The organism is Cellulophaga tyrosinoxydans, from assembly GCF_900176415.1.
Lineage (GTDB): Bacteria > Bacteroidota > Bacteroidia > Flavobacteriales > Flavobacteriaceae > Cellulophaga > Cellulophaga tyrosinoxydans.
Genome location: NZ_FWXO01000001.1, coordinates 864359 through 886097, shown reverse-complemented (window position 1 = coordinate 886097; position 21739 = coordinate 864359). Strand labels below are relative to the sequence as shown.

24 protein-coding genes are annotated in these 21739 nt (G+C 33.4%); 13 read left to right on the top strand and 11 right to left on the bottom strand.

The genetic code is table 11. The features are described 5' to 3' along the window. Nucleotides 1-116: 116 nt before the first annotated feature. The 8 genes from B8963_RS04065 (at nucleotide 117) to B8963_RS04030 (ending at nucleotide 5082) form a co-directional block, all read left to right on the top strand. A complete protein-coding gene (locus tag B8963_RS04065) occupies nucleotides 117-476 on the top strand; it encodes a hypothetical protein (protein ID WP_084060131.1) in 360 nt (119 codons plus the stop codon). 1 nt (nucleotide 477) lies between these two features. Beyond that, nucleotides 478-1515, top strand: a complete 1038-nt coding sequence (locus B8963_RS04060; RefSeq protein WP_084060130.1) for a PQQ-binding-like beta-propeller repeat protein — start codon at nucleotides 478-480, stop codon at nucleotides 1513-1515. 313 nt (nucleotides 1516-1828) lie between these two features. After that, a complete protein-coding gene (locus B8963_RS04055; RefSeq protein ID WP_084060129.1) occupies nucleotides 1829-2419 on the top strand; it encodes a Crp/Fnr family transcriptional regulator in 591 nt (196 codons plus the stop codon). Nucleotides 2420-2487: 68 nt separating this feature from the next. Next, nucleotides 2488-3363, top strand: coding sequence for a pirin family protein (locus tag B8963_RS04050; protein WP_084060128.1), 876 nt, complete (start codon nucleotides 2488-2490; stop codon nucleotides 3361-3363). A 14-nt stretch (nucleotides 3364-3377) separates the two neighbouring features. Then, on the top strand, nucleotides 3378-3950 hold the full coding sequence (locus B8963_RS04045; protein WP_084060127.1) for a TMEM175 family protein: 573 nt from the start codon (nucleotides 3378-3380) through the stop codon (nucleotides 3948-3950). 6 nt (nucleotides 3951-3956) lie between these two features. Continuing rightward, entirely contained in the window at nucleotides 3957-4166 is a 210-nt protein-coding gene (locus tag B8963_RS04040) for a (4Fe-4S)-binding protein (RefSeq protein ID WP_084060126.1), read from the top strand. A 7-nt stretch (nucleotides 4167-4173) separates the two neighbouring features. Beyond that, entirely contained in the window at nucleotides 4174-4455 is a 282-nt protein-coding gene (locus B8963_RS04035; RefSeq protein ID WP_084060125.1) for a GNAT family N-acetyltransferase, read from the top strand. A gap of 120 nt (nucleotides 4456-4575) precedes the next feature. Beyond that, entirely contained in the window at nucleotides 4576-5082 is a 507-nt protein-coding gene (locus tag B8963_RS04030) for an OmpH/Skp family outer membrane protein (RefSeq protein ID WP_084060124.1), read from the top strand. A gap of 65 nt (nucleotides 5083-5147) precedes the next feature. Here B8963_RS04030 and B8963_RS04025 read toward each other — a convergent pair whose 3' ends face one another. Next, the gene (locus B8963_RS04025; protein WP_084060123.1) at nucleotides 5148-5543 is read right to left on the bottom strand and encodes a DoxX family protein; all 396 of its coding nucleotides are present in this window, start codon (nucleotides 5541-5543) and stop codon (nucleotides 5148-5150) included. Between the two features lie 18 nt (nucleotides 5544-5561). Then, complete coding sequence (locus tag B8963_RS04020) at nucleotides 5562-6719, bottom strand: DNA polymerase III subunit (RefSeq protein ID WP_084060122.1); 1158 nt, start codon at nucleotides 6717-6719, stop codon at nucleotides 5562-5564. A 205-nt stretch (nucleotides 6720-6924) separates the two neighbouring features. On the opposite strand from B8963_RS04020, the gene B8963_RS04010 reads away from it, so the two are divergent. The 3 genes from B8963_RS04010 (at nucleotide 6925) to B8963_RS04000 (ending at nucleotide 10860) form a co-directional block, all read left to right on the top strand. Continuing rightward, nucleotides 6925-8112, top strand: coding sequence for a phosphoglycerate kinase (locus B8963_RS04010; protein WP_084060120.1), 1188 nt, complete (start codon nucleotides 6925-6927; stop codon nucleotides 8110-8112). Between the two features lie 120 nt (nucleotides 8113-8232). Next, complete coding sequence (locus tag B8963_RS04005) at nucleotides 8233-9861, top strand: lytic transglycosylase domain-containing protein (protein ID WP_084060119.1); 1629 nt, start codon at nucleotides 8233-8235, stop codon at nucleotides 9859-9861. A 15-nt stretch (nucleotides 9862-9876) separates the two neighbouring features. Further along, complete coding sequence (locus B8963_RS04000; protein ID WP_084060118.1) at nucleotides 9877-10860, top strand: DUF4837 family protein; 984 nt, start codon at nucleotides 9877-9879, stop codon at nucleotides 10858-10860. A 74-nt stretch (nucleotides 10861-10934) separates the two neighbouring features. Here the strand turns inward: B8963_RS04000 and B8963_RS16180 are convergent, their stop codons facing one another. Next, nucleotides 10935-11105, bottom strand: a complete 171-nt coding sequence (locus tag B8963_RS16180) for a DUF6747 family protein (protein ID WP_317043687.1) — start codon at nucleotides 11103-11105, stop codon at nucleotides 10935-10937. 158 nt (nucleotides 11106-11263) lie between these two features. Continuing rightward, nucleotides 11264-12133, bottom strand: coding sequence for a thioredoxin domain-containing protein (locus B8963_RS03995; protein ID WP_084060719.1), 870 nt, complete (start codon nucleotides 12131-12133; stop codon nucleotides 11264-11266). A gap of 421 nt (nucleotides 12134-12554) precedes the next feature. Here B8963_RS03995 and B8963_RS03990 point away from each other — a divergent pair, with 421 nt between their 5' ends. Together B8963_RS03990 and B8963_RS03985 are read left to right on the top strand one after the other, a co-directional pair. After that, nucleotides 12555-13322, top strand: a complete 768-nt coding sequence (locus B8963_RS03990) for a sensor histidine kinase (protein ID WP_234989605.1) — start codon at nucleotides 12555-12557, stop codon at nucleotides 13320-13322. Next, the gene (locus tag B8963_RS03985) at nucleotides 13319-14014 is read left to right on the top strand and encodes a LytR/AlgR family response regulator transcription factor (protein ID WP_084060116.1); all 696 of its coding nucleotides are present in this window, start codon (nucleotides 13319-13321) and stop codon (nucleotides 14012-14014) included. Before B8963_RS03990 ends, B8963_RS03985 begins: the two co-directional genes overlap by 4 nt. A 315-nt stretch (nucleotides 14015-14329) precedes the next feature. Here the strand turns inward: B8963_RS03985 and B8963_RS03980 are convergent, their stop codons facing one another. The 7 genes from B8963_RS03980 to trhO all read right to left on the bottom strand — a co-directional run bounded on the left by B8963_RS03980 (nucleotide 14330) and on the right by trhO (nucleotide 21735). Then, a complete protein-coding gene (locus B8963_RS03980) occupies nucleotides 14330-14983 on the bottom strand; it encodes a CoA transferase subunit B (protein WP_084060115.1) in 654 nt (217 codons plus the stop codon). A 41-nt stretch (nucleotides 14984-15024) separates the two neighbouring features. Then, nucleotides 15025-15384, bottom strand: coding sequence for a four helix bundle protein (locus B8963_RS03975; RefSeq protein WP_084060114.1), 360 nt, complete (start codon nucleotides 15382-15384; stop codon nucleotides 15025-15027). 47 nt (nucleotides 15385-15431) lie between these two features. Next, nucleotides 15432-16133 carry a CoA transferase subunit A gene (locus B8963_RS03970; protein WP_084060718.1) on the bottom strand — a complete coding sequence of 234 codons (702 nt, stop codon included), beginning with the start codon at nucleotides 16131-16133 and terminating at the stop codon, nucleotides 15432-15434. Nucleotides 16134-16242: 109 nt separating this feature from the next. Continuing rightward, nucleotides 16243-18591 carry a penicillin-binding protein 1A gene (locus B8963_RS03965; protein WP_084060113.1) on the bottom strand — a complete coding sequence of 783 codons (2349 nt, stop codon included), beginning with the start codon at nucleotides 18589-18591 and terminating at the stop codon, nucleotides 16243-16245. A gap of 3 nt (nucleotides 18592-18594) precedes the next feature. Further along, complete coding sequence (locus B8963_RS03960; protein ID WP_084060112.1) at nucleotides 18595-19080, bottom strand: gliding motility lipoprotein GldH; 486 nt, start codon at nucleotides 19078-19080, stop codon at nucleotides 18595-18597. Further along, nucleotides 19073-20422, bottom strand: coding sequence for a PSP1 domain-containing protein (locus B8963_RS03955; protein ID WP_084060109.1), 1350 nt, complete (start codon nucleotides 20420-20422; stop codon nucleotides 19073-19075). The genes B8963_RS03960 and B8963_RS03955 overlap by 8 nt, the downstream gene beginning before the upstream one ends. A 281-nt stretch (nucleotides 20423-20703) precedes the next feature. After that, nucleotides 20704-21735 carry an oxygen-dependent tRNA uridine(34) hydroxylase TrhO gene (gene trhO / locus B8963_RS03950; RefSeq protein ID WP_084060106.1) on the bottom strand — a complete coding sequence of 344 codons (1032 nt, stop codon included), beginning with the start codon at nucleotides 21733-21735 and terminating at the stop codon, nucleotides 20704-20706. Nucleotides 21736-21739 lie beyond the last annotated feature (4 nt).

Genomic DNA, 21739 nt, shown 5'->3' with positions numbered 1-21739 from the left:
CGGGGGAACAAAACTAGTAAGTTGAAAATAAGTACAAATAATAAATATAAAGCAGAACACCCCTATGGTCTGCAGCTCCGTAATAAATGCTTTAAAACCAAATTCGTTTTTAAATTATGAAAAGTATTAGCACATTTAAACATAATAGCCTCAAAGTCAGGAGACTTTGCGGAGCGGGATATTGGTTCGATTCAAAAAAGAACAACAATAGCCCAGATCCAACACCATTTAAAGAAAAGTTTAAACAAATGCTTTATAATTCAAGTACAAATACGTTAACCTTCAAAGGAGAAACCATTTTTAATACTATTTGGGGGAATATATCCCTAAGAGAGAATTTGTTCCCGAGAGCAAATTATCCAAATTTAAATGATAGGCAATATCAAAGTGCTTCAAGATTAGATTTTGGTACATTAATCAGTGATACAAGTAGCAATATAATTAACACTTTTTACAACTTTATCAAAGTAAAATAATATGTTTAAATCCGCAGGCATCAAGAAAGGAATAGAAGAGTTTAAAATAATTACAGATAAATTATTTTATAAGAAAAATGAAAACCATTATCATTTATATGCTGATAAATTAATAGTTGATAGAGAAAATTATGGGTTTTTTTCGTTTGATGATTATTTCGGGTTAAATCACAAAGATAGCACTGACATAATTAATTTAGTATCTGGTTCTAAAACAACAATTCCTACTACTTTTTTTGGAATGGGTTATTATGATAATAATTTTATTACTTCTAAAAATTCAATAAGGGAAGGTGCAGGTTTGTATTCAAGTAATTATCTGATTTGTCAATTATTTCCATTTAAGGAATTGTACGAACTCCCACACAGATATTACGGATCAGGCGATAGATTTAAAAATCAATACATCCAAATACAAAACGAAAGAAAATACATTAAATCTTTATCCCTACTCACAGGGAAATACGAGTGGGAAACCAACTTAGAAAACTTCGGAGAAATACGCAAAATATTAGGAGTAGTTGAAAATAAACTTTGGGTATCATTATATAGGGCGGGTAATGAAAAAAATGAAACCAGATTACTTGCTCTAGACATAGAATCAGGTAAGGTAATCTTTGAATTAGATCATCAATATCCAATCTCAGATTGGTTTATAGAGTTATTGGAAGAGGATAATAGTCTTTTAAGTATATATAGTGGTATTGGCACACAAGCTCTTGATAGCCCTTTAGTAGAAATAGATGCAATAACAGGAAAAGTTTTGCGTAGCCAAAGAATAGAAAGCTTATACAATCAAAACTTAAAAATTGGTTTTTGGAAAGTGCTAGAAAATAAGATATACTTTACAGCCAACCAAGACTATTTAAGCGGAACACATATTGGAGTATTAGATTACAATACCCTAGAATTACTTTGGGTAACCAAAGTAGAAAATCAAAAAGGAGGTTTTAAAGATTTCCAAGTAAATCATAATAATATTTATGTCTTAGACCAAGGAAATCAATTACACATTTTTGAAAAAACAGAAAAAATATAATAAGAACTATGAAAAAAAACCGCTAGCGCGAGCGTCACGTTCGTGCCGGCAACAGTAAGTTAGTATAATATGAAAAATAGTGAATAATAACCATGCGTAAAACACCCCTATAATCCCCTCAAGGGGATAATTGTTAACGTATAAATTCCCCCTTACAAGGGGGTGCCTGAAAGGCGGGGGATGTAAAATGGTGAACAAAACTAGTAAGTTGAAAATAAGAACTAATAATACAAATAGCTCATAATACAACTTCAAGCACTACCTTTAAATGGGTAATTAACTATAACAATTCCTCTGCTCTTAAAAAACAACCATGGCCGAAAATACCCTAATTCGTTTTTTAGAATCTAACATTCCAATTGAAAAGAGTGCAGTTAGCGCCTATGTAAGTACTTTAAAAATTAGAAAAGTAAAAAAGGGCGAACAGCTTTTAAAACAAGGCGATATTTGCCAACATACTTTTTTTGTGGAAAAAGGCTTGTTACGCTATTTTTCTATCGATAAAAAAGGGAAAGAAAATGTGTTACAATTTGCACCCGAAAATTGGTTTATTACTGATCGTGAAAGTGTGTATTTTAACCAACCGTCGAAATATTATATAGATGCTCTTGAAGATTCTGAAGTGCTGGTTTTAGAGAAAAATTTTGTCGAAAAAATTTCAGAACAAAACAATTCGTTCGAAGAGTTTAACAACAAACTTTTACACAACCATATTAGAAGCTTGCAGAAGAGAATAGAACTACTTTTAAGCGCTACTGCCGAAGAACGGTATTTAGATTTTATAAAAGTATACCCCAATCTGTTATTGCGAGTGCCCCAAACATTAATTGCTTCTTATTTAGGGATAACGCCAGAAAGTTTAAGTCGGGTTAGAAAAGAACTGGCGACCAAACACAAAAAGTAACTTCTTACCATACATCAATGCACAGCTTTTAAAGCATAACTAAATTTGTTAGTATAAAAATCAAGGTTATGATTACAAAAAAAGTAGAGCTAGTGGTAGCACCAAAAGAACCGCATTTTGTGGGCGACGGGTTTAGAGTTCATAATTTTATACCGAGCGGTTTTAGATTAGACATGAAACGCATGGATCCCTTTATAATGCTGGATTATAACTCAAAATATAATTTTCCACCAAGTAAAGAACCAAAAGGAGTAGGTGTACATCCGCATAGAGGTTTTGAAACTGTAACTATTGCCTACAAAGGCAAGGTTGCACACCACGATAGTAGTGGTGGAGGTGGCGTTATTGGTGAAGGCGACATTCAATGGATGACGGCCGCATCTGGAGTATTGCATAAAGAATACCACGAAGAAAATTTTAGCAAAGCTGGCGGAATTTTTCAGATGGTGCAATTGTGGGTAAACTTACCAGCAAAAGATAAAATGTCAGCACCAAAATATCAGGCAATTCAGAATAAAACCATAAAAAAATATCCTATAGCAAACAATGGTGGAGAAATAGAGGTAATTGCTGGAGCGTATAAAAATATAAAAGGCGTTGCCAGTACGTTTTCTCCAATACACATGCTGAATGCTAAATTAAAAACAGGCGCAAAGGCAGATTTTAGCTTCCCTAACACGTATAACACAACACTTTTAGTTATAGAGGGCAGCATCACAGTAAACGGCTTAGAAAAAGTGCCTACAGACCATTTAGCGTTATTTGAGAATACTGGGGAGCATTTTGAAATTGAAGCAACGGATGATGCTATTGTTTTGGTTTTAAGTGGCGAGCCTTTAAATGAACCTATTGCAGCACATGGTCCGTTTGTAATGAACACAAAGCAAGAATTAATAGATGCTTTTAACGATTTTAATAATGGAAAATTCGGATATTTAGAATAACAAAATCAAAAGCCATGACAACCAATAGATTAGAAGCATTTAGCGATGGTGTTTTAGCAATAATTATTACCATTATGGTGTTAGAAATGAAAGTTCCTGAAGGAGCGGAATTTTCAACTTTAGCACCAATTTTCCCTGTATTTTTAACCTATTTAGGCAGCTTTGTATATGTGGGTATTTATTGGAATAATCACCACCATTTAATGCAGGCTACAGAAAAAGTAAATGGTAAGGTTTTATGGGCAAATTTACACCTACTATTTTGGTTGTCTTTGTTTCCTTTTGTTACCGGTTGGATGGGGGAAAACCATTTTGAAAATAATCCGGTAGCGTTATATGGTTTGGTTTTAATGATGGCGGCAATAGCCTTTAAAATTTTAAGTAATTCGGTTATCAAGGCAAATGGAACGGAATCTGTTTTAGCAATTGCTTATCAAAAAGATTATAAAGGAAATGCTTCAATTTTAGTGTATTTAATAGGGGTAATCATATCGTTCTTTATCCCTTTAATTAGCATTATACTGTACATAGCGGTAGCCATAGTTTGGTTAATACCGGATAAAAGAATTGAAAAATTATTAAAATAGTAGCACATGGAAAATAAAGAATATTCCAATGGAGAAATTACAGTTTTATGGCAACCTGGCATTTGTATTCACTCGGGTGTTTGTGTAAAAATGTTGCCGCAAGTTTATCATCCTAAAGAGCGCCCTTGGATAAAAATTAATAATGCCGAAACTTCCGAAATTATAAAGCAAGTTGCAAAATGCCCTTCAAAAGCCTTGAGTATTATAGCTAAATAGCCTTTAAATGAAAATTATACAATCAGAAAAAAATACAGCCGGAAAATTTACTGCTTTTATAAACGAAACAGAAGTAGGCCATATTACGTACTCTTGGAGTGGACCACAAAAATTAACTATTCTTCATACCGAAGTACATTCTGAATTTGGAGGACAAGGTATAGGCAAAAAACTGGTGTTACATATAGCTGAATTTGCTAGAAAAAGTAAAAGTAAAATAAAACCCATGTGCACTTATGCAAAAGCCGTTTTTGACAAAACTCCTGAAATACAAGATGTATTAGGGTAAATAGGCATTATCATCTGGTAAACCTCTGCTTTGATCGTTTAGAAAATGTGTTTAACAGTAACTTTTGACAAATAATCCAAAACCTTTTCTATTTTTGCGCAACATTATTAAAAACAAAAGATGAAAAAAATAGTAATGGCTTTAGCAATACTAAGTGTTTTTGCTTGCCAAGAAAGTAAAATTGGTTTTGTTGATAATCAAAAACTAATGGATGATTATCAAGAAAAAGTAGATGTTGAAGCAAAACTTAAAGTAAAAGCAGATGCTTTAACTCAAAAAAGAGATAGTATTTCTCAAACTTTTCAAATGAGACTTCAAGCGTTCCAAGCAAAGGCTCAGAAAATGCCACAAGCGCAAGCGCAAGAAGAGTACGGACAGTTGCAACAAGAAGGTCAATTTATTGGTCAACAATTACAACAACAAGAACAGCAATTGCAAATGCAAAGCCAAACTGAAATGGATAGCATTATCAGTAAAGTAAAAAGAGAAATTAAAGCTTACGGTAAAGCTAACGGTTACACCTATATTTTAGGCGGTGGCGATGGTGGTAGCGTTCTTTATGGAGCAGAAAGTCAAGATGTGACTGCTCCAATTCTTAAAGTTTTAAACGATAAGTACAAGAAGTAATTCTTAGATCACGATAAAAAAAAGCCTCAAGTATTTGAGGCTTTTTTTATGCGGATAAATCAAATTTATTGCAGTAAAAAAAGTAAAAACATGGCAGGTATAAAATAGATGGCAATGGTTTTTGCTCCTTCGTAATCTTTAGCCATGCGCTGTCCAAATAGCAGCATTAATAATGATATGCATGAAAATAATGCTCCATAAAAAGCAAATTGCGTTTTGTTGTGAGCCAAAATTTGATAAATACCTCCTATAGATAAAAATGCTGCAATCATTTCCATGATTAGTAGTATTACCAACAGCATTGGAACCATGTTTTTTAATGGACTTTTAGAAAAATGCTCTTTTAGCCAAGATAAATTACCTTTCCAGTCTACAAGCTTGTCTATGCCACTTTGCAGAAAAGTAATGATTAAAAAAAGCAGTAAAATAATCTCGGTAGCATTGTTTAAAAATGGTTTCATACGTATCGTTTTTTGGGGTTAAGCTACAGTAGCTTTTTTATGTAATAATCGAGTAAGTTTTATAGATAAATCAGTAAAAATAATTTTGGCATTACCGTTTCTTTCAATATGATAACTAGCGCGTTCTAATTCTTCAACAATCTCTTGAATATTGTTTTCGTGAACAAAAGGAGCAAATTTATTCAGGTCAAAACCATCCATATGAATTTTCATAAAGGCCAGCTCGTGCACATTGTAGTTAATAAGCAATGCTTGGCGCATAATGGCAATACAGTATAAAATAAATTTTTTCTGTGTTTCTCTACCTGTTTTGGCAAGTTCCGCACTCCATGAAATTAAATCGTGAATGGCTGCTTTATTTCCTTTGGCTTTAAAGGCACTACGTACCCAATGCACAAACCATTTTTCAAAAACTAAATCTTCAGAATCGTTATTAATTAAATCTAAAGCTTTGTTATAATTTCCATTGGCTTCATGTGCTATTCTCAAAGCTTGTTCTTTGGCGATACCTTTTGCTATTAATCCGTCTGCAATATCATTTTCGGCTAATGGAGGAAAATGCAAAACTTGGCACCTAGATCGTATGGTTTGTATAATCTGCTCCTCATCTTCAGCAATAAGTATAAAAACGGTTTTGCTAGGCGGCTCTTCAATTAATTTTAGCAATTTATTAGAGGCAGAAGAGTTCATTTTATCCGCCATCCAAATAATACAAATTTTATATCCTCCTTCGTATGATTTTAAGGCGAGTTTTTTAACTATTTCCTGTGCTTCATCCACACCAATCTGACCCTGCTTTTTTTCAATATCAATTAATCGATACCAATCAAACAAATTACCATAGGGTTGTTCTTTTACAAAAGATCTAAAATCTTCAATGTAATTATCACTTACAGCATGACTTTTTGCCTTATCGGAGTTAGCCACTGGGTAAGCAAAATGCATATCGGGGTGTGTAAGCGAATTACACTTTAAATTACAAGCCTGTATGGCCTGTTCATTTTTTTCATCGGAAGTAGAGCAGAGTATGTATTGCGCATAGGCGATGGCCATAGGTAATGTTCCACTTCCTTCGGAGCCAATAAACAATTGTGCATGCGGAATCCGACCTGCATCTGCACTAGAAACTAAATGGTTTTTTATGTGAGCTAAACCAAGAATTGAATCAAATAACATACGCCAAATATAATGCATTTAAACGTATTGCTTTCGAGCTAAAATGGCACTTATTTTTTGTGTACCGTACGATTTACGCTTCAGAATTCTTAAAACTTTCTGGAATAAAAAACAATATTGTTAAATCGCACATAATTAGCACCTTTGAATTATTTAGGATAGCTATTAATTTTTACATTTGCGGCTATTCAAATAATCATTCAAAATGAAAACTGTAGACAATTTTAATTTCAAAGGCAAAAAAGCATTAATACGTGTAGATTTTAACGTGCCATTAGACGGAGACTTAAAGGTTTCTGATGCTAGTAGAATTGAGGCGGCAAAACCAACAATTATAAAAATCTTAGAAGATGGCGGTAGTGCAATTCTAATGAGCCACTTAGGAAGACCAGATGGTAAAGTAAATGCTAAAATGTCTTTAAAGCATATTGCAGATAAAGTTTCGGAAATTATTGGAGTAAGTGTAAAATTTGCAGAAGATTGTGTTGGTGAAAAAGCAGAAACAGCTGCTGCAAATTTAAAAAGCGGCGAAATTTTATTGCTAGAGAATTTACGTTTTCATGCTGAAGAAGAGAACGGCGATAAGGCTTTTTCTGAGCAACTATCTAAATTAGGCGATATTTATGTTAACGATGCTTTTGGTACCGCACATAGAGCACATGCTTCTACCACTATAGTGGCAGATTTTTTCCCAGAAAACAAATGTTTCGGTTATTTATTGGCCAAAGAAATTGAAGCTATAGATAAAGTAATGGCTACGGGTGAAAAGCCTGTAACTGCAATTTTAGGAGGATCAAAAGTATCTTCTAAAATCACCATTATTGAAAACATACTTGATAAAGTAGATCATTTAATCATTGGTGGTGGAATGACTTATACTTTTATAAAAGCACAAGGAGGAAAAGTTGGCGATTCTATCTGTGAAGATGACAAACAAGAATTGGCATTAGAAATATTAAAACTAGCTAAGGCAAAAGGGGTTCAAGTTCATATACCTGTGGATGTTTTGGCTGCTGATGCTTTTGATAACAATGCAAATACGAAAGTAGTTCCTGTAACTGATATTCCAGATGGTTGGCAAGGGCTTGATGCCGGACCAAAGACTTTAGAAAATTTCAAAGAAGTTATTTTAAAATCTAAAACCATACTTTGGAACGGACCTATTGGTGTTTTTGAAATGCCAACTTTTGCAAAAGGGACTATTGCCATTGGAAATTATATTGATGAAGCCACAAAAAACGGTGCATTTTCATTAGTTGGTGGTGGCGATTCTGTAGCCGCGGTAAAACAATTCGGCTTTGAAGATAAGGTAAGTTATGTGTCTACTGGAGGTGGTGCAATGTTGGAAAGTTTAGAGGGTAAAACTTTGCCTGGGATAGCTGCAATACTTTAACTACAAAGACGTTATCGATTAACGGACCTTTAATATTTAGGTCAATTTAGAGGTGAAAAATTTTATTTTTTGTAAAAAAAAGTCGATTTTCGTCGACTGCTTTCTATTAAAGGTCTTGTTATGATATATAATCTAAGTAAAAAACTCACGGTATTTTCTCTAATAATTGGTTGTGCTGGTGCATTTGCCCAAACCACGCCAACAGAGAAAAATATTAGAATAATCGAAGCTAAAGATATTCCTTTAGACACCACTGCTCATATAAAAGTTAAAAAGAAAAAGCAGCACAATGTGGTTACTGTAGCAGCTGTTGGCACTACAGACAACCCTAGCATGGTGATTAAAAAAGACGATAAATACAATTTAGAAGATCATGCATTGGCTGCAAAATATGATAGCCTTTGGTTAAAAGAACTTGCGGAGAGCGCTTCACTTTTTGATGAAATGTATGATGAGGTTACTAACCTTGAAATAGACGAAAATTTTATAGGCACGGTAGATACCGAAACCTTAAAAATTCGATTGGAAAAATTAAACCAGAAAACACCTTTTAACGTAGAATATAACCCATCTTTAGAAAGTGTTATTCAGTCTTTTTTGAAAAGAAAAAGAGGACTTATGGAGCGCATGCTTACGTTAAGTCAGTTTTACTTTCCAATGTTCGAACAAGAACTGGCTAATTACAACATTCCGTTAGAGTTAAAATATTTAGCTATAGTAGAATCTGCATTAAACCCAAGAGCAAAATCTAGAGTAGGCGCAACAGGCTTATGGCAGTTTATGTACCCAACAGGTAAAATGTACGATCTTGATGTAAGTAGTTATGTAGATGAGCGTAGTGATCCAATTAAAGCAACCAAAGCCGCTTGCGAATACTTATCTAAATTATATGATATTTTCGGAGATTGGGATTTAGCATTAGCTGCTTATAATTCTGGACCAGGTAATGTAAACAAAGCCATAAGAAGATCAGGCGGACATAAGAATTACTGGAATATTAGAAATAACTTACCAAGAGAAACAGCAGGTTATGTTCCTGCGTTTTTAGCAACAATGTATTTGTTTGAGTACGCTAAGGAACACGGATTACAGCCTAAAAATATAGAGCGCCCTTATTTTCAAACCGACACTATCCATGTAAAAAAACTAATAACCTTCAAACAAATTTCAGAATTAGTAAATGTTGATGTTGAAGAATTAGAGGTGTTAAACCCATCTTATAAACTAAATATTATTCCGTTTGTAGAAAATAAAAATTATGCACTGCGTTTGCCAATTGATGCTATTGGAAAATTTGTAACGAACGAAGAAGCAATATATGCGCATGTAGAAGAAGAGCTTAAAGTAGAAGAAAAGCCGTTACCACAATTTGTAAATACAAAAGACCAAATTAGGTATAAGGTAAGAAGTGGAGATTTCTTAGGAAAAATTGCTCAAAAGTACCATGTGGGCGTAAGTGATATAAAAAGATGGAATGGCCTTCGAAGTAATAATTTAAAGGTGGGTCAACGTTTAACCATCTATACTAAAAACGCACCAAGTACTTCAAATAATAGTGCTGTTGCCTCAACTTCAAAGACAAATGCTAGCGCTTCAAAAGTGCATACGGTGCAACAAGGAGATTCACTTTGGACAATTTCAAGAAAATATCCTGGAATTTCTGTTGAAAATTTACGAAAATGGAACGGTATTAGTGGTAACAATATAAAGTTAGGCACGAAATTAGTTTTGTGCGACTGTCAACCCTAAACTAAGTACACCATTATGAAAAAATTATTAGGTCTTTTAACACTTGTTTTAATTGTAAATAACTCTTGTAAAGATGATAAGGAGGCTAAATATCTTCCAGAATCTATTGGAGCAATTAATTCCTTAGCCGTTGTTATGGATAACCAACTTTGGCAAGGAGAAGCTGGAGATAAAGTAAGAGAGTATTTTGCAGCGCCTGTGGCTGGATTAACCATGGAAGAACCATTGTTTACCATAAATTTTATGCCGCAATCCGTATTTACGGGAAGTATTAGAAATACAAGATCAATTTTATTTATTACCAAAGACAGCACGAGCAAAACGCTTATTAAAACCGATGTGTATGCAAAACCACAAAAGGTTGCGGTAATTTCAGGAACTAATGTTCAAGATATTATAAAAAATATAGAGGCAAGTGCATCAGAGATTATTAATGCGTTTAAAGGCTTAGAAATTACGGAAGCACAAAAGCGTTTCCAAAGATCCTTAAATAAAGAAAAAGTACTTTCAGATAATTTTGGAATTACATTAGATATTCCTTCAGCCTACAAAGTGGGCAGACAAGAACCAAATTTTGTGTGGTATTCTCGTCAAGTACCAAAAGGTGAAATGAGTGTAATTGTGTATGCAATGCCTGAAGATTATTTTAAAACAGACACAACGTTTGTTAAAGACATCATTCGCATGAGAGATTCTATTGGTTCTGTGTATATACCAGGAGAGGATATAGCCGGAAAGCAGAATCATATGATTACTGAAAAGTATTTAGCACCACAAGTATACCCTACCGAAGTTGGTGGCCAAAAAGCTGTAGAAGTTAGAGGATTGTGGGAAATGAGCGACTATCCAATGGGAGGGCCATATCTTCTGTACATTATAAACGATAAGGCTAAAAATAGAAAATTAATAGTAGAAGGATTCACCTTTGCACCTGCCACTCAGAAAAGAGACAATATGTTTGAGTTAGAGGCAATAATTAAATCTATAAAGTTTAATTAAACTATACTATTCAGAAAATAAAAAACCCCTATTGTGTTTAAGCAATAGGGGTTAATTTTTGTAGAAATTTATTTTTATTGAAATGCAAATCCTGTTGATACTCTAAATACAAAAGCAAATACAGAAACAGCAATTAATACAAAACAAAACCAAGCAAAAACCTTTAAATAGTTTTTTATTAAGAAATTCCCCAAGTTCTTAAATGCTTCAAAATAAATCTCTTTCACGAGTAAAATATTCCTCATAATCCCCAAATTAAAAATTAACAATGGTGCAATATCAAATAAACTAATTGCCTATTGAATTAAACTGGTTAAAGTGAGTATTTATTAGTTGAAAAAATCTACCTAGTATTTGTTTGCCATGAAGTGCTTTTTTATTCGATAAAATGCATGGTTACATTTTAGTTATTCTTTAACTTTTCTATCTTATTTTTCAATTGCACTATAATTGGATTTTGCTGAATAAGTGCAAAGGCCCACTCGTAGTTCTTAAGAGCTAGATCTTTTTGTCCGGAGTTGTCATAAGCCTCTGCTAGGCTATCGTAAGTATTAAAGTTATTTGGAAAAAGTAGCTTGTTAATAGTAAAGACGGTAATGGCCTTGTTAAACTCTTTATCATTTAAATAGAGATACCCAAGACCATTAAATACGGTTTCACTTGTAACTATAGTTTTTAATTGTTCTGCTATTTGTGATTGGGTTTGATTAGGGTCATTCAGCAGTTTTTGCAAAATTTCAATGGCGTAATAATTGGGAGTGTAGGTATTTGAAGTGAGAATGTTTTTAATATCCAATTCTAAAGATTCAATAGGGTGTTCAATAATTCGGTTTACTTCTTTACCATCTTTATAGAAAATAAATGTAGGTACACGGTGTATGTTTAAGCCTTTTTCCTCCCCTGTTGGACTTTTTTTATAATTGCTACGCTCATTATCCACAGCAATTACTTTTAATTGATGCATAGGATAATTGGCAGCTTCCAAAAGTTTATAAAATCTTGGCACTTCTTTTTTGCTATCGCCACACCAAGTTCCCATAAAAACCAGAATGGAGTACTGGTTTAATTCGTTGGTAATTTCTGAAATAGTTTTAGCGTTTGGAAGATAAGCATCGTATTCAGTAGTAAACCAAGTTGCATAGGGCAAACTGGTTAAATCATTTTTAGATATTTCACCAAGTAGTTTAGTTGAGGTTTCATTGTTTTGTCCTTGGCCGTTAACCATAACAGTTAAAGTAAAAAAAATAGCGAATGCAAATTGGAGTTGTTTCATTATAATTGATTTTAGTTTATTATCAAACATAATAGCAAAACAGCCTCTTAGAGAAGTCAATTCAACACACAACAATAATAACCATGCAAAAAACACAAAACAAGGCGTAAATGGCTTAAAAGCGCCAAATATGTTGTTTGTACCGTCAAACGGTTCGTTAGTATATAATAGTTAGGGGAAATCATAGTTTTTAAGTACTTTTCTCTTTTATGAGTATATGAAAATTAACAGGCATTATATTTCTAAGGTTTTTATCCATTTGCTTTTTTGGGCCTTGTTTGTATTTGTTTCTTTATTTGTTTTTTCAAGTTATTATTGGAAAGAAAACCCTTTTCTGCAGTACTTTTTTATTCTGGTTGGAATTGTTTATTTCAACAATGGTATACTACTACCATACTTTGTAAAGCGTAAATGGTATTTTTTGTATGCTATAATCATAGGATTTATTGCTTTTTTAGGAACCCAAGCCTATTGCAACTATTTTGCTGAATGTGGTTGCTCTATTATGAAATGTTTGTCGGATTATTTGTGGCAAACCTTAGTTCCTATTGTATTTTTTTCTTTTCTGTGGATGTTATATTCTTATTTAGAAAAACAAGATGAAATAGAAGTTATAAAAAAACAACATATAGAAATGGAATTGCAGTTTTTAAAATCGCAGATAAATCCGCATGTGTTGTTTAACAATTTGAATACGGTATATGCCTACGCATTAGAAAAGCCTAATGAAGTGGCTGACTTAATATTAAAGCTTTCTGACAATTTAAAGCATGTATTATATGAAAGCGCAGCGGATAAAATTTCCTTAGAAAAAGAACTGGATTATATAGACAACTACCTGGCATTTCAAAAAATACGAACCGAAAACCTTAAATCAATTATATACACAAAAGACATTGATAGCAGCGATCATGAAATTGCTCCTTTGTTATTAATAACCTTAATAGAAAATGCATTTAAGCATAGCAGTGCCAAATGCACAATACACATTTCTATAAAGGTGAGTGGCAATGTTTTGTATTGTATTTGCGAGAATGATTATAAGATTACAACCCAAGAAGAATTACGCCCAAAAATTGGATTACAGAACTTAAACAAAAGATTAAAGCTTTTGTATAGAAATAAGTTTAGCATGAATATAGAACAACTCAACAGTTATAAAGTAAGCTTAACAATAGAATTAAAATGAAATGTGTTATTATAGAAGATGAATTACCGGCACAGCGTGTGCTACATAATTATATTTCTAAATTAGTAGATTGCACTATTGTTGGAAGTTACCAATCTGCCTTGGAGGCAAATACAATATTGCAAACAAAGCAAATTGATGTTTTGTTTCTAGATATTAATTTATCCGATATTTCAGGTATTCAGTATGTAAAAACACTATCAAATCCACCAAAAATTATCATTACTACAGCATATCATGAACATGCTGTTGAAAGCTTTGAGTTAGATACCATTTGTGATTATTTGGTAAAACCTTTTTCGTTTGAACGTTTTTTAAAGGCTGTAAATAAAATTAAGCGAGAGGAATATAAAGCAAAAAATAGTAGTGTAATTAATGAGCAAGAAGAACTGGTTTTTTTAAACATTGATAAAACACTTCATAGAATAGCTGTAAATGATATTCAATACATAGAATCTGATAAGAATTACGTTACGTTAAAAACAGCAAAAGGCACTTTTACATATATTGATTCGTTAAAGAATTGGCTAGTCAAACTGCCAGAGGCACACTTTATTCAAGTACACAAATCATATATTATTAACTGCAATTATGTAAATAAAATTACTGGAAATGTATTAGTTATTAATAATCAGAAAATTCCAATTGGCAGATTATACAAAGCTAATTTTCTAAAAAAATTAAAGTTATAATAAGGCATAAAAAAAGAGCGATAAATTAATTTATCGCTCTTTTTTAAATTTTAGAGTCGGAATTTATAACATGAAAAGCTTTTGAGCTAGTCTAATAATTCCGCTTAAAAAATTGTTTCTGTACACTTGAATTTCTTCTTGAGTTGAAGAATGGCTAATTTGTGCTTCCATAGATAAGAGGTTGTTTTGAAAATTAAACTTGGGGTTTATTTTACTTGTTCCGTAAACTTAATAAAAAACGTTTGATTATTATAAATATTGTTGTGAAATAATCAAAAATAGTTGCGAAGGTTATAGTTCATATATGCTATGAAATTAAAGTTGCATTTCAGGAATATTTCCATCGATAATTAAGGTCCCTTCAGTGGCTTCTTTTATTTGTTCTATAGTTATTCCAGGAGCGCGTTCTAACAGTTTAAAGCCATCTTTAGTAACTTCAAGCACTGCTAAATTTGTAACTATTTTTTTTACACAACCCACACCTGTTAAAGGGAGGCTACATTTTTTTAATAATTTAGATTCTCCTTCTCTGTTTGTATGCATCATGGCCACAATAATATTTTCTGCCGAAGCTACAAGATCCATTGCACCACCCATACCTTTTACCATTTTACCGGGTATTTTCCAGTTGGCTATATCGCCGTTCTCAGAGACCTCCATAGCGCCTAAAATAGTAAGATCCACATGTTGACCTCTAATCATGCCAAAACTCGTTGCGGAGTCAAAAAAAGAGGCTCCAGGCAATGTAGTTATGGTTTGTTTTCCAGCATTGATAATATCGGCATCTTCTTCACCATCAATAGGAAATGGACCCATACCTAACACTCCATTTTCACTTTGGAATTCAACACTAATATCATCTCGAACATAATTAGCCACTAATGTAGGAATCCCGATTCCTAGGTTTACATAGTAACCATCTTTTACTTCTTTTGCGATTCGTTTCGCTATACCTGTTTTGTCTAACATTTTTTTATTTGAAAATTTGAAAATGAATTAATTTGAAGATTTTATACGTGAACTTTTTTACTTGTCGAAATAATCTTGGCAATAATTAAAATTATAGAATTTAATTTTTTAATAAGCTTTTCTTCTGGATTTGGATAATGTTCTGAAGATTTGCATAATTCTAACCAATACTGGAGTTCATCTGCTTCTTTCGCTGAAATTTTAAACTTATGAATAAAATCTCTTTTACTTTCTGCATTTTGAGCTTCTCTAATATTTGCACCTATTGATGTTCCACTTCTAAAAATCTGTGAAGCCATTTCAAATCGATTATTTGCTCTTACTTTTTCAGAAAATGAAACGACTTCAAGGGCTAATTCAAATGATAATTTAACTATTAAATTTTCTTTATCGTTCCTCATTTTTATTCAGGTTTCAGCATCTTCAAATCATATCATTTTCAAATTAATTAATTCTTTTTTCTAGTCGTGCGTTGCTCAATTCTTTTCTCGTAGTTCTTTCCTTGAAAAATACGCTGTACAAATATTCCAGGCACGTGTATTTCATTTGGGTTTAATTCACCAGCAGGAACCAATTCTTCTACCTCAGCTACCGTTATTTTAGCTGCGCCACACATACATGGATTAAAGTTACGTGCGGTACCTTTAAAAATTAAATTTCCTGCCTCGTCACCTTTCCAAGCTTTAACAAAAGAAAAATCAGCTTTATAGGCTTCTTCTAACACATACATTTTACCATTAAATTCTCGCGTTTCTTTTCCTTCAGCAACTTCAGTTCCGTATCCGGCAGGAGTAAAGAAAGCCGGAAAACCTGATTGTGCTGCTCTACATTTTTCGGCTAATGTTCCTTGGGGAGTTAATTCCACATCTAATTCACCACTGAGCATTTGTCGTTCAAATTCATCATTTTCACCCACATAAGATGATATCATTTTTTTTATTTGACGCTTTTGTAATAATAAGCCAAGGCCAAAATCATCAACGCCAGCATTGTTAGAAATACATGTTATATTTTTTACTCCTAGCGTTACTAAATGTGCTATCGCATTTTCAGGAATACCACATAGTCCAAAACCGCCAAGCATAAAAGTCATACCGTCATTAACGCCTTTCAAGGCTTCTTGTACATTTGATACTGTTTTTCTAATCATTGTATTATAATAAATTTGATATGCCTCTAAATTACCGATTAAAAAGGAAAAAGCCCTTAACTTTTTCATGAAAAGAGAAGGGCTTTTTAAAATTTTCTTGCTAAAGGTATTAAAAATCTATATCGTCTAAATCGTCTTCAGCAGGTTTACTATTTGCTCTATCTTCCTCACGAACTTTTGAACAATCTAAATTGATAGACATGTTAGCCGGACTTTTAAAATTGCCATCAGATACACCAATTTCCTTATTCGCATAATTTTTGGTCATGTATAGTCCCCAAATAGGTAAGGCCATAGAGGCTCCTTGTCCGTATGCTATACTTTTAAAGTGAGTAGCACGTTCCTCGCCACCTACCCAAACTCCGGTTACCAAATTAGGTACCATTCCCATAAACCAACCATCACTATTGTTTTGTGTAGTACCTGTTTTACCAGCAATAGGATTATTTAAGTTGTAAGGATACCCTGTTATGATTTCTTTATACAAATAATTGTTTTTATTATAACTACCCCTTAATCTTCCTCCGGATCCACCTTCTACAACACCTCGTAATAAATCTACCATAGCAAAGGCCACATCTTTACTTAAAACATCTTTGGTTTCTGGCACATATTCATATAATACTGTTCCGTTTTTATCTTCTATACGAGTAACTAAAACTGGTTTTACATAAACTCCTTCATTTGCAAACGTTCCAAATGCGCCTACCATTTCATAAACATTCACATCAGGAGTACCTAAAGCAATTGATGGCACTTCTGGAATTTCTGCACTAATACCCATGTTTTTGGCCATATTTACCACAGTTCTTGGACCTACTTTATCCATTAACTGAGCAGTTACAGAGTTTACAGACCCTGCCAATGCTTGTTTTAACGACATGTTTTTTAAAGAAAATTTACCATCCGAGTTTTTAGGGCACCAAGCGTCAATATTTCCATGTTTACCAGGTTCAATACAATATTCGTCGTCAGGAAATTGATCGCAAGGAGATAATCGTAATTGATCTATAGCCGCAGCGTAAACAAAAGGTTTAAAAGTAGAACCAGCTTGTCTTGCCCCTTGTATCACATTATCATATTGAAAATGTTTATAATTAAGCCCACCAACCCATGCTTTTACATGACCTGTTTGCGGTTCCATAGACATCATTGCGGTTCTTAAAAACGATTTATAATAACGGATAGAATCTAGCGGTGTCATTAAGGTATCTTTCTCATTTCCTACGCTATTCCAGTCAAAAACAACCATCGGTGTTGGTTTTTTAAAGGAAGCTCTAATTTCTTTTTCAGATTTACCATTACTTTTCATGATTCGCCAACGATCAGAAACTTTCATAGCACGTTCTAAGATTCCATTAATTTCATCAGAAGAAATATCTAAAAAAGGAGCTGTTTTATTTCTGTCTGGTGTATTCTGATTAAAAAACTCAGCTTGTAGGCGCTTCATGTGTTCCTTAACAGCATCTTCTGCATTCTTTTGCATGCGCGAATCTATGGTGGTATAGACTTTTAGTCCGTCTAAATAAATATTCCATTTATCTCTTTCACCTTTCAAAGCGGGCTTTGGATTTTTGCTAATCCAGTCGTTTAAGAATTTTTGTAAATGCATTCTAAAATAAGTAGCCAATCCATCGCTATGAGATTCAGGTGAATAACGCAGTGCTAATGGCGTTTTTTGCAGCGAATCTTTTAACTTTTCATCTATATATTCATATTTAGCCATTTGTGCTAAAACTACATCTCTTCTGTTTTTGGTACCTACAGGATTTCTTTTAGGCAAAGGATTATAAAGAGAGGAGTTTTTAAACATACCAACCAACATGGCGGATTCTGAAACATTTAACTCTTTTGGTTCTTTACTAAAATATATTTTAGCTGCAGAACGTATACCATCTGCGTTATTACCAAAATCGTAAATATTAAAATACATGGCAATAATTTCTTCTTTGGTATACTGGCGCTCCAATCGTGTGGCAATAACCCACTCTTTTATTTTTTGTGTATAACGTTCCCAACCTCTTGCGGCAGTTCCCGTAAATAACTGTTTTGCTAATTGTTGCGAAATGGTACTGGCACCACCCTTAGAGCCTAAATAGGCAAATGCTCTTATGGTACCTCTAGCATCAACACCAGAATGCTCAAAATAACGAGCATCTTCAGTTGCTACTAAGGCATCAACTAAGTTTTTTGGTAATTCATCAAAAGGTATTGGAGTACGGTTGTCATCTAAATAGTACTTACCAAGTGTTTCACCATCAGATGAAATAATTTCTGTTGCTAAGTTTGTTTGTGGATTTTCTAAGCGCTCAAAAGTAGGTAATTCGCCAAACCAGCCCCATGAAGCGGCTAAGAATATAAAAACAACAGCTAAAATACCTGTTGTAAATAAAATCCAAAACCACTTTATAAATTTAGAAAAATTGTTTGTTTGTTTTTTTTTCGGAGCCGTTGCCATAGCTTATTTATTGCTTTTTTCTATTTGATACCCAACATCAGTGATGCCTTCTAAATCTACTATCCCACTTACTTTGCCATTTTTTCGCATGGCATGTGATAGCTTTAAATTATATACGCCTTTTACGGGTAAAACGATGTTTTCCTTATACCATAACTTATTTTCTTTAAGACTTCCATGACCTTTTCCAAGCCATTGTCCATCAGGCAAAGTCATTTCATATTCCAAAGTGTCTTTTATTGATGCGCCATTTGGGTATTCTAATTCGGCGATCAAGAAAATATTACTGTATAGGTAGGAATCGTTATTTCTAAGATTGATAAAAATATTATAAGGTTGTACCGTATCTAATTCTGCGATAGTAAACGCCATGATGGCGTCTTTTTCCCAATTACCAGATGAGGTGGTTTTGTACTCGGATTGTACTATTGAAGAGTCGCAAGATGCTAAAAGCATAAGCGAGAAAAGACATAAAATATACTTAGCCATTATTTGTTGGTCTCTTTTTATTATTTCTTCTTTTATTGTTTCTTTTCGGGTTATTTGCCGTTTTATTTTGCTGATTATCTGGCGTACCTGATTCGTTTTGCGCTTGAGGTTTTTTAGCTTTTGGTCTGTTAGGTTTTACTTTTTGCTGTTCGTTGTTTCTACCTTTTTGACCTTCATTGTTCGCATTAGGATTGCCGTTTGGATTGGGTTTTCTTTTTTTATTGCGATTATTTTTGCTTTGTTTTGGTCTATCAAATCGGGTAAGACTGTCTTGGCCTACAACATTTTCAAAAACTTTTTCTTTTTCTTTCTCTTCAGAAGGTAAAATAGCATACTCTTCTAAACCACTAATTTTTTCGTTCTTTTTGTTTTTTTCAAGTAAAATATTCACTTGCTCTTTGGAAAGGGCATGCCAATTGGCCCAATCGTCTTTATAACAAAACCATAGTGTGGCTTTAAAAATATCTACCTTTTGACAAAGAGCCACTCCTTTTTCGGTAATAATTTTTGTGTCTGAAGCAGGAAAATCTTTTAATGCATCTAAATAAACATCTAGTTCATAATTTAAACAACATTTAAGTTTTCCACATTGACCCGCTAATTTTTGCGGATTTAACGATAACTGTTGGTAACGTGCCGCTGAGGTGCTTACCGATCTAAAATCTGTAAGCCATGTAGAACAACAAAGTTCACGACCACAAGAGCCAATACCCCCTAAACGCTGTGCTTCTTGACGGTAACCAATTTGGCGCATTTCAATACGAATACCAAATGCTTTGGCCATATCTTTAATTAACTGTCGAAAATCTACACGTTCTTCGGCTGTGTAATAAAAAGTTGCCTTAGAACCGTCCCCTTGAAATTCCACATCTGAAAGTTTCATCTGAAGGTTTAATGCAATGGCTAATTCTCTAGAACGCTTTTGAATTTCTGCTTCACGATCTCTACACTTTTGCCAAATATCGATATCTTTCTGAGACGCTTTTCTATAGACTTTTGGTAATTCTTCATTGGTATAATCTTCGTTTTTCTTTTTCATTTGAACTTTTACAAGTTCACCGGTTAAAGTAACCATACCAATATCATGGCCAGATTGTGCTTGTGTAGCTACAACATCACCAATTGAAAGAGATAAATTTTCTGAATTTCTAAAAAACTCTTTTCTACTATTTTTAAATCGGACCTCAATGCAATCAAATGGTTTTTCACCATTTGGAAGTGACATATTCGAGAGCCAATCAAAAACCGTTAATTTATTACAACCATCTGTTCCGCAAGTACCATTATTCTTACAGCCTTTTGGTTGTCCGTCTTTACCAGTTGAACAACTGCTACAACCCATATTTTTTATATTGATTTCTTGTAAACTAGGGGTTCACAAGAAAAAAGGTTCATACTAAAATTTAATAACCGTAAAGATAGTGATTTTTCAATGCGACGGAAATTTTAAAAATGGTATTGAGTTGTGATTACAAAGTATGGAGATCGATTTTAAAAATTATAAGTGAAAAAATGCAAATCTACCAGGCGTCAACCATCAACCAAACACCATCAATTTTTTGAACTTAAAAACCTCAACATAAAATAATTTTACCCAACAATAAGAATCAATATACCTAAGAGCTACTTCTTATACTTCAATACTTCAGATCTACCTTTTTTGAATATAAGATTGCTAACTGTTTTGCCTTTACGTAGTGCTTTTTGCTCTTCGTAGGGTAATGCATGTATGTCTTTACAATCTGTTGAGCAACAATTATCCATGGCCTCAGCACAATCATCACATTGAATAAATAATAGGTGACAAGCTTCGTTAGCGCAATTTACATGGTTGTCGCATGGTTTTCCGCACTGGTGGCAATTGGCAATAACATCTTCAGTAATACGTTCACCTCGTCTATGGTCAAAAACAAAATTTTTACCCATAAACTTATTCTCTAAGTTTTTGTCTTTAACTTGTCTTGTATACTCAATAATACCGCCTTCTAGTTGGTAAACTTGTTTAAAACCTTTGTGTTTGTAATACGCACTAGCTTTTTCACAACGAATTCCTCCGGTACAGTACATGACTAGTTTTTTGTCCTCTTTATGATCTCTTAAATCGTGTTCAATAATATCTAAAGAATCTCTAAAAGTATCTACATCTGGTGTAATGGCATTTTTAAAATGTCCTATTTCACTTTCGTAATGGTTACGCATATCCACCAAAACAGTATCAGGATCCTCAATAAGCTCATTAAATTTTTCGGCATCTACATGAATGCCTTTTTTAGTGACATCAAAAGTGTTATCATCCAAGCCATCAGCTACAATTTTATCACGAACTTTGACTTTTAATTTTAAAAACGATTTGTTGTCTTGTTCAATGGCGATATTAAGGCGAACATTTTCTAAAAATGATATGCTATCTAGATGTTTTTTAAAAGCTTCAAAATTTTCGGCTGGAACAGAAAGTTGTGCATTTATACCTTCAAAGGCTACATAAATACGACCTAAAACATCTAGCTCATTCCAAGCTATGAAAAGATGATTTCTAAAAAGTTGTGGATTTTTAATATGCGCATATTGGTAGAAAGATATTGTAAGCCGTTCTTTTCCGGCCTCCTCAATAAGTGCTTCTCTTTCTTTTGCGCTCAAGGTATTGTACAGTTGCATGCTA

Bases quoted from the DNA above. Each gene is read 5' to 3' on its own strand.
- B8963_RS04065 (WP_084060131.1), top strand. From the start codon at position 117: ATGAAAAGTATTAGCACATTTAAACATAATAGCCTCAAAGTCAGGAGA.
- B8963_RS04060 (WP_084060130.1), top strand. From the start codon at position 478: ATGTTTAAATCCGCAGGCATCAAGAAAGGAATAGAAGAGTTTAAAATA.
- B8963_RS04055 (WP_084060129.1), top strand. From the start codon at position 1,829: ATGGCCGAAAATACCCTAATTCGTTTTTTAGAATCTAACATTCCAATT.
- B8963_RS04050 (WP_084060128.1), top strand. From the start codon at position 2,488: ATGATTACAAAAAAAGTAGAGCTAGTGGTAGCACCAAAAGAACCGCAT.
- B8963_RS04045 (WP_084060127.1), top strand. From the start codon at position 3,378: ATGACAACCAATAGATTAGAAGCATTTAGCGATGGTGTTTTAGCAATA.
- B8963_RS04040 (WP_084060126.1), top strand. From the start codon at position 3,957: ATGGAAAATAAAGAATATTCCAATGGAGAAATTACAGTTTTATGGCAA.
- B8963_RS04035 (WP_084060125.1), top strand. From the start codon at position 4,174: ATGAAAATTATACAATCAGAAAAAAATACAGCCGGAAAATTTACTGCT.
- B8963_RS04030 (WP_084060124.1), top strand. From the start codon at position 4,576: ATGAAAAAAATAGTAATGGCTTTAGCAATACTAAGTGTTTTTGCTTGC.
- B8963_RS04025 (WP_084060123.1), bottom strand. From the start codon at position 5,543: ATGAAACCATTTTTAAACAATGCTACCGAGATTATTTTACTGCTTTTT.
- B8963_RS04020 (WP_084060122.1), bottom strand. From the start codon at position 6,719: ATGTTATTTGATTCAATTCTTGGTTTAGCTCACATAAAAAACCATTTA.
- B8963_RS04010 (WP_084060120.1), top strand. From the start codon at position 6,925: ATGAAAACTGTAGACAATTTTAATTTCAAAGGCAAAAAAGCATTAATA.
- B8963_RS04005 (WP_084060119.1), top strand. From the start codon at position 8,233: ATGATATATAATCTAAGTAAAAAACTCACGGTATTTTCTCTAATAATT.
- B8963_RS04000 (WP_084060118.1), top strand. From the start codon at position 9,877: ATGAAAAAATTATTAGGTCTTTTAACACTTGTTTTAATTGTAAATAAC.
- B8963_RS16180 (WP_317043687.1), bottom strand. From the start codon at position 11,105: ATGAGGAATATTTTACTCGTGAAAGAGATTTATTTTGAAGCATTTAAG.
- B8963_RS03995 (WP_084060719.1), bottom strand. From the start codon at position 12,133: ATGAAACAACTCCAATTTGCATTCGCTATTTTTTTTACTTTAACTGTT.
- B8963_RS03985 (WP_084060116.1), top strand. From the start codon at position 13,319: ATGAAATGTGTTATTATAGAAGATGAATTACCGGCACAGCGTGTGCTA.
- B8963_RS03980 (WP_084060115.1), bottom strand. From the start codon at position 14,983: ATGTTAGACAAAACAGGTATAGCGAAACGAATCGCAAAAGAAGTAAAA.
- B8963_RS03975 (WP_084060114.1), bottom strand. From the start codon at position 15,384: ATGAGGAACGATAAAGAAAATTTAATAGTTAAATTATCATTTGAATTA.
- B8963_RS03970 (WP_084060718.1), bottom strand. From the start codon at position 16,133: ATGATTAGAAAAACAGTATCAAATGTACAAGAAGCCTTGAAAGGCGTT.
- B8963_RS03965 (WP_084060113.1), bottom strand. From the start codon at position 18,591: ATGGCAACGGCTCCGAAAAAAAAACAAACAAACAATTTTTCTAAATTT.
- B8963_RS03960 (WP_084060112.1), bottom strand. From the start codon at position 19,080: ATGGCTAAGTATATTTTATGTCTTTTCTCGCTTATGCTTTTAGCATCT.
- B8963_RS03955 (WP_084060109.1), bottom strand. From the start codon at position 20,422: ATGGGTTGTAGCAGTTGTTCAACTGGTAAAGACGGACAACCAAAAGGC.
- trhO (WP_084060106.1), bottom strand. From the start codon at position 21,735: ATGCAACTGTACAATACCTTGAGCGCAAAAGAAAGAGAAGCACTTATT.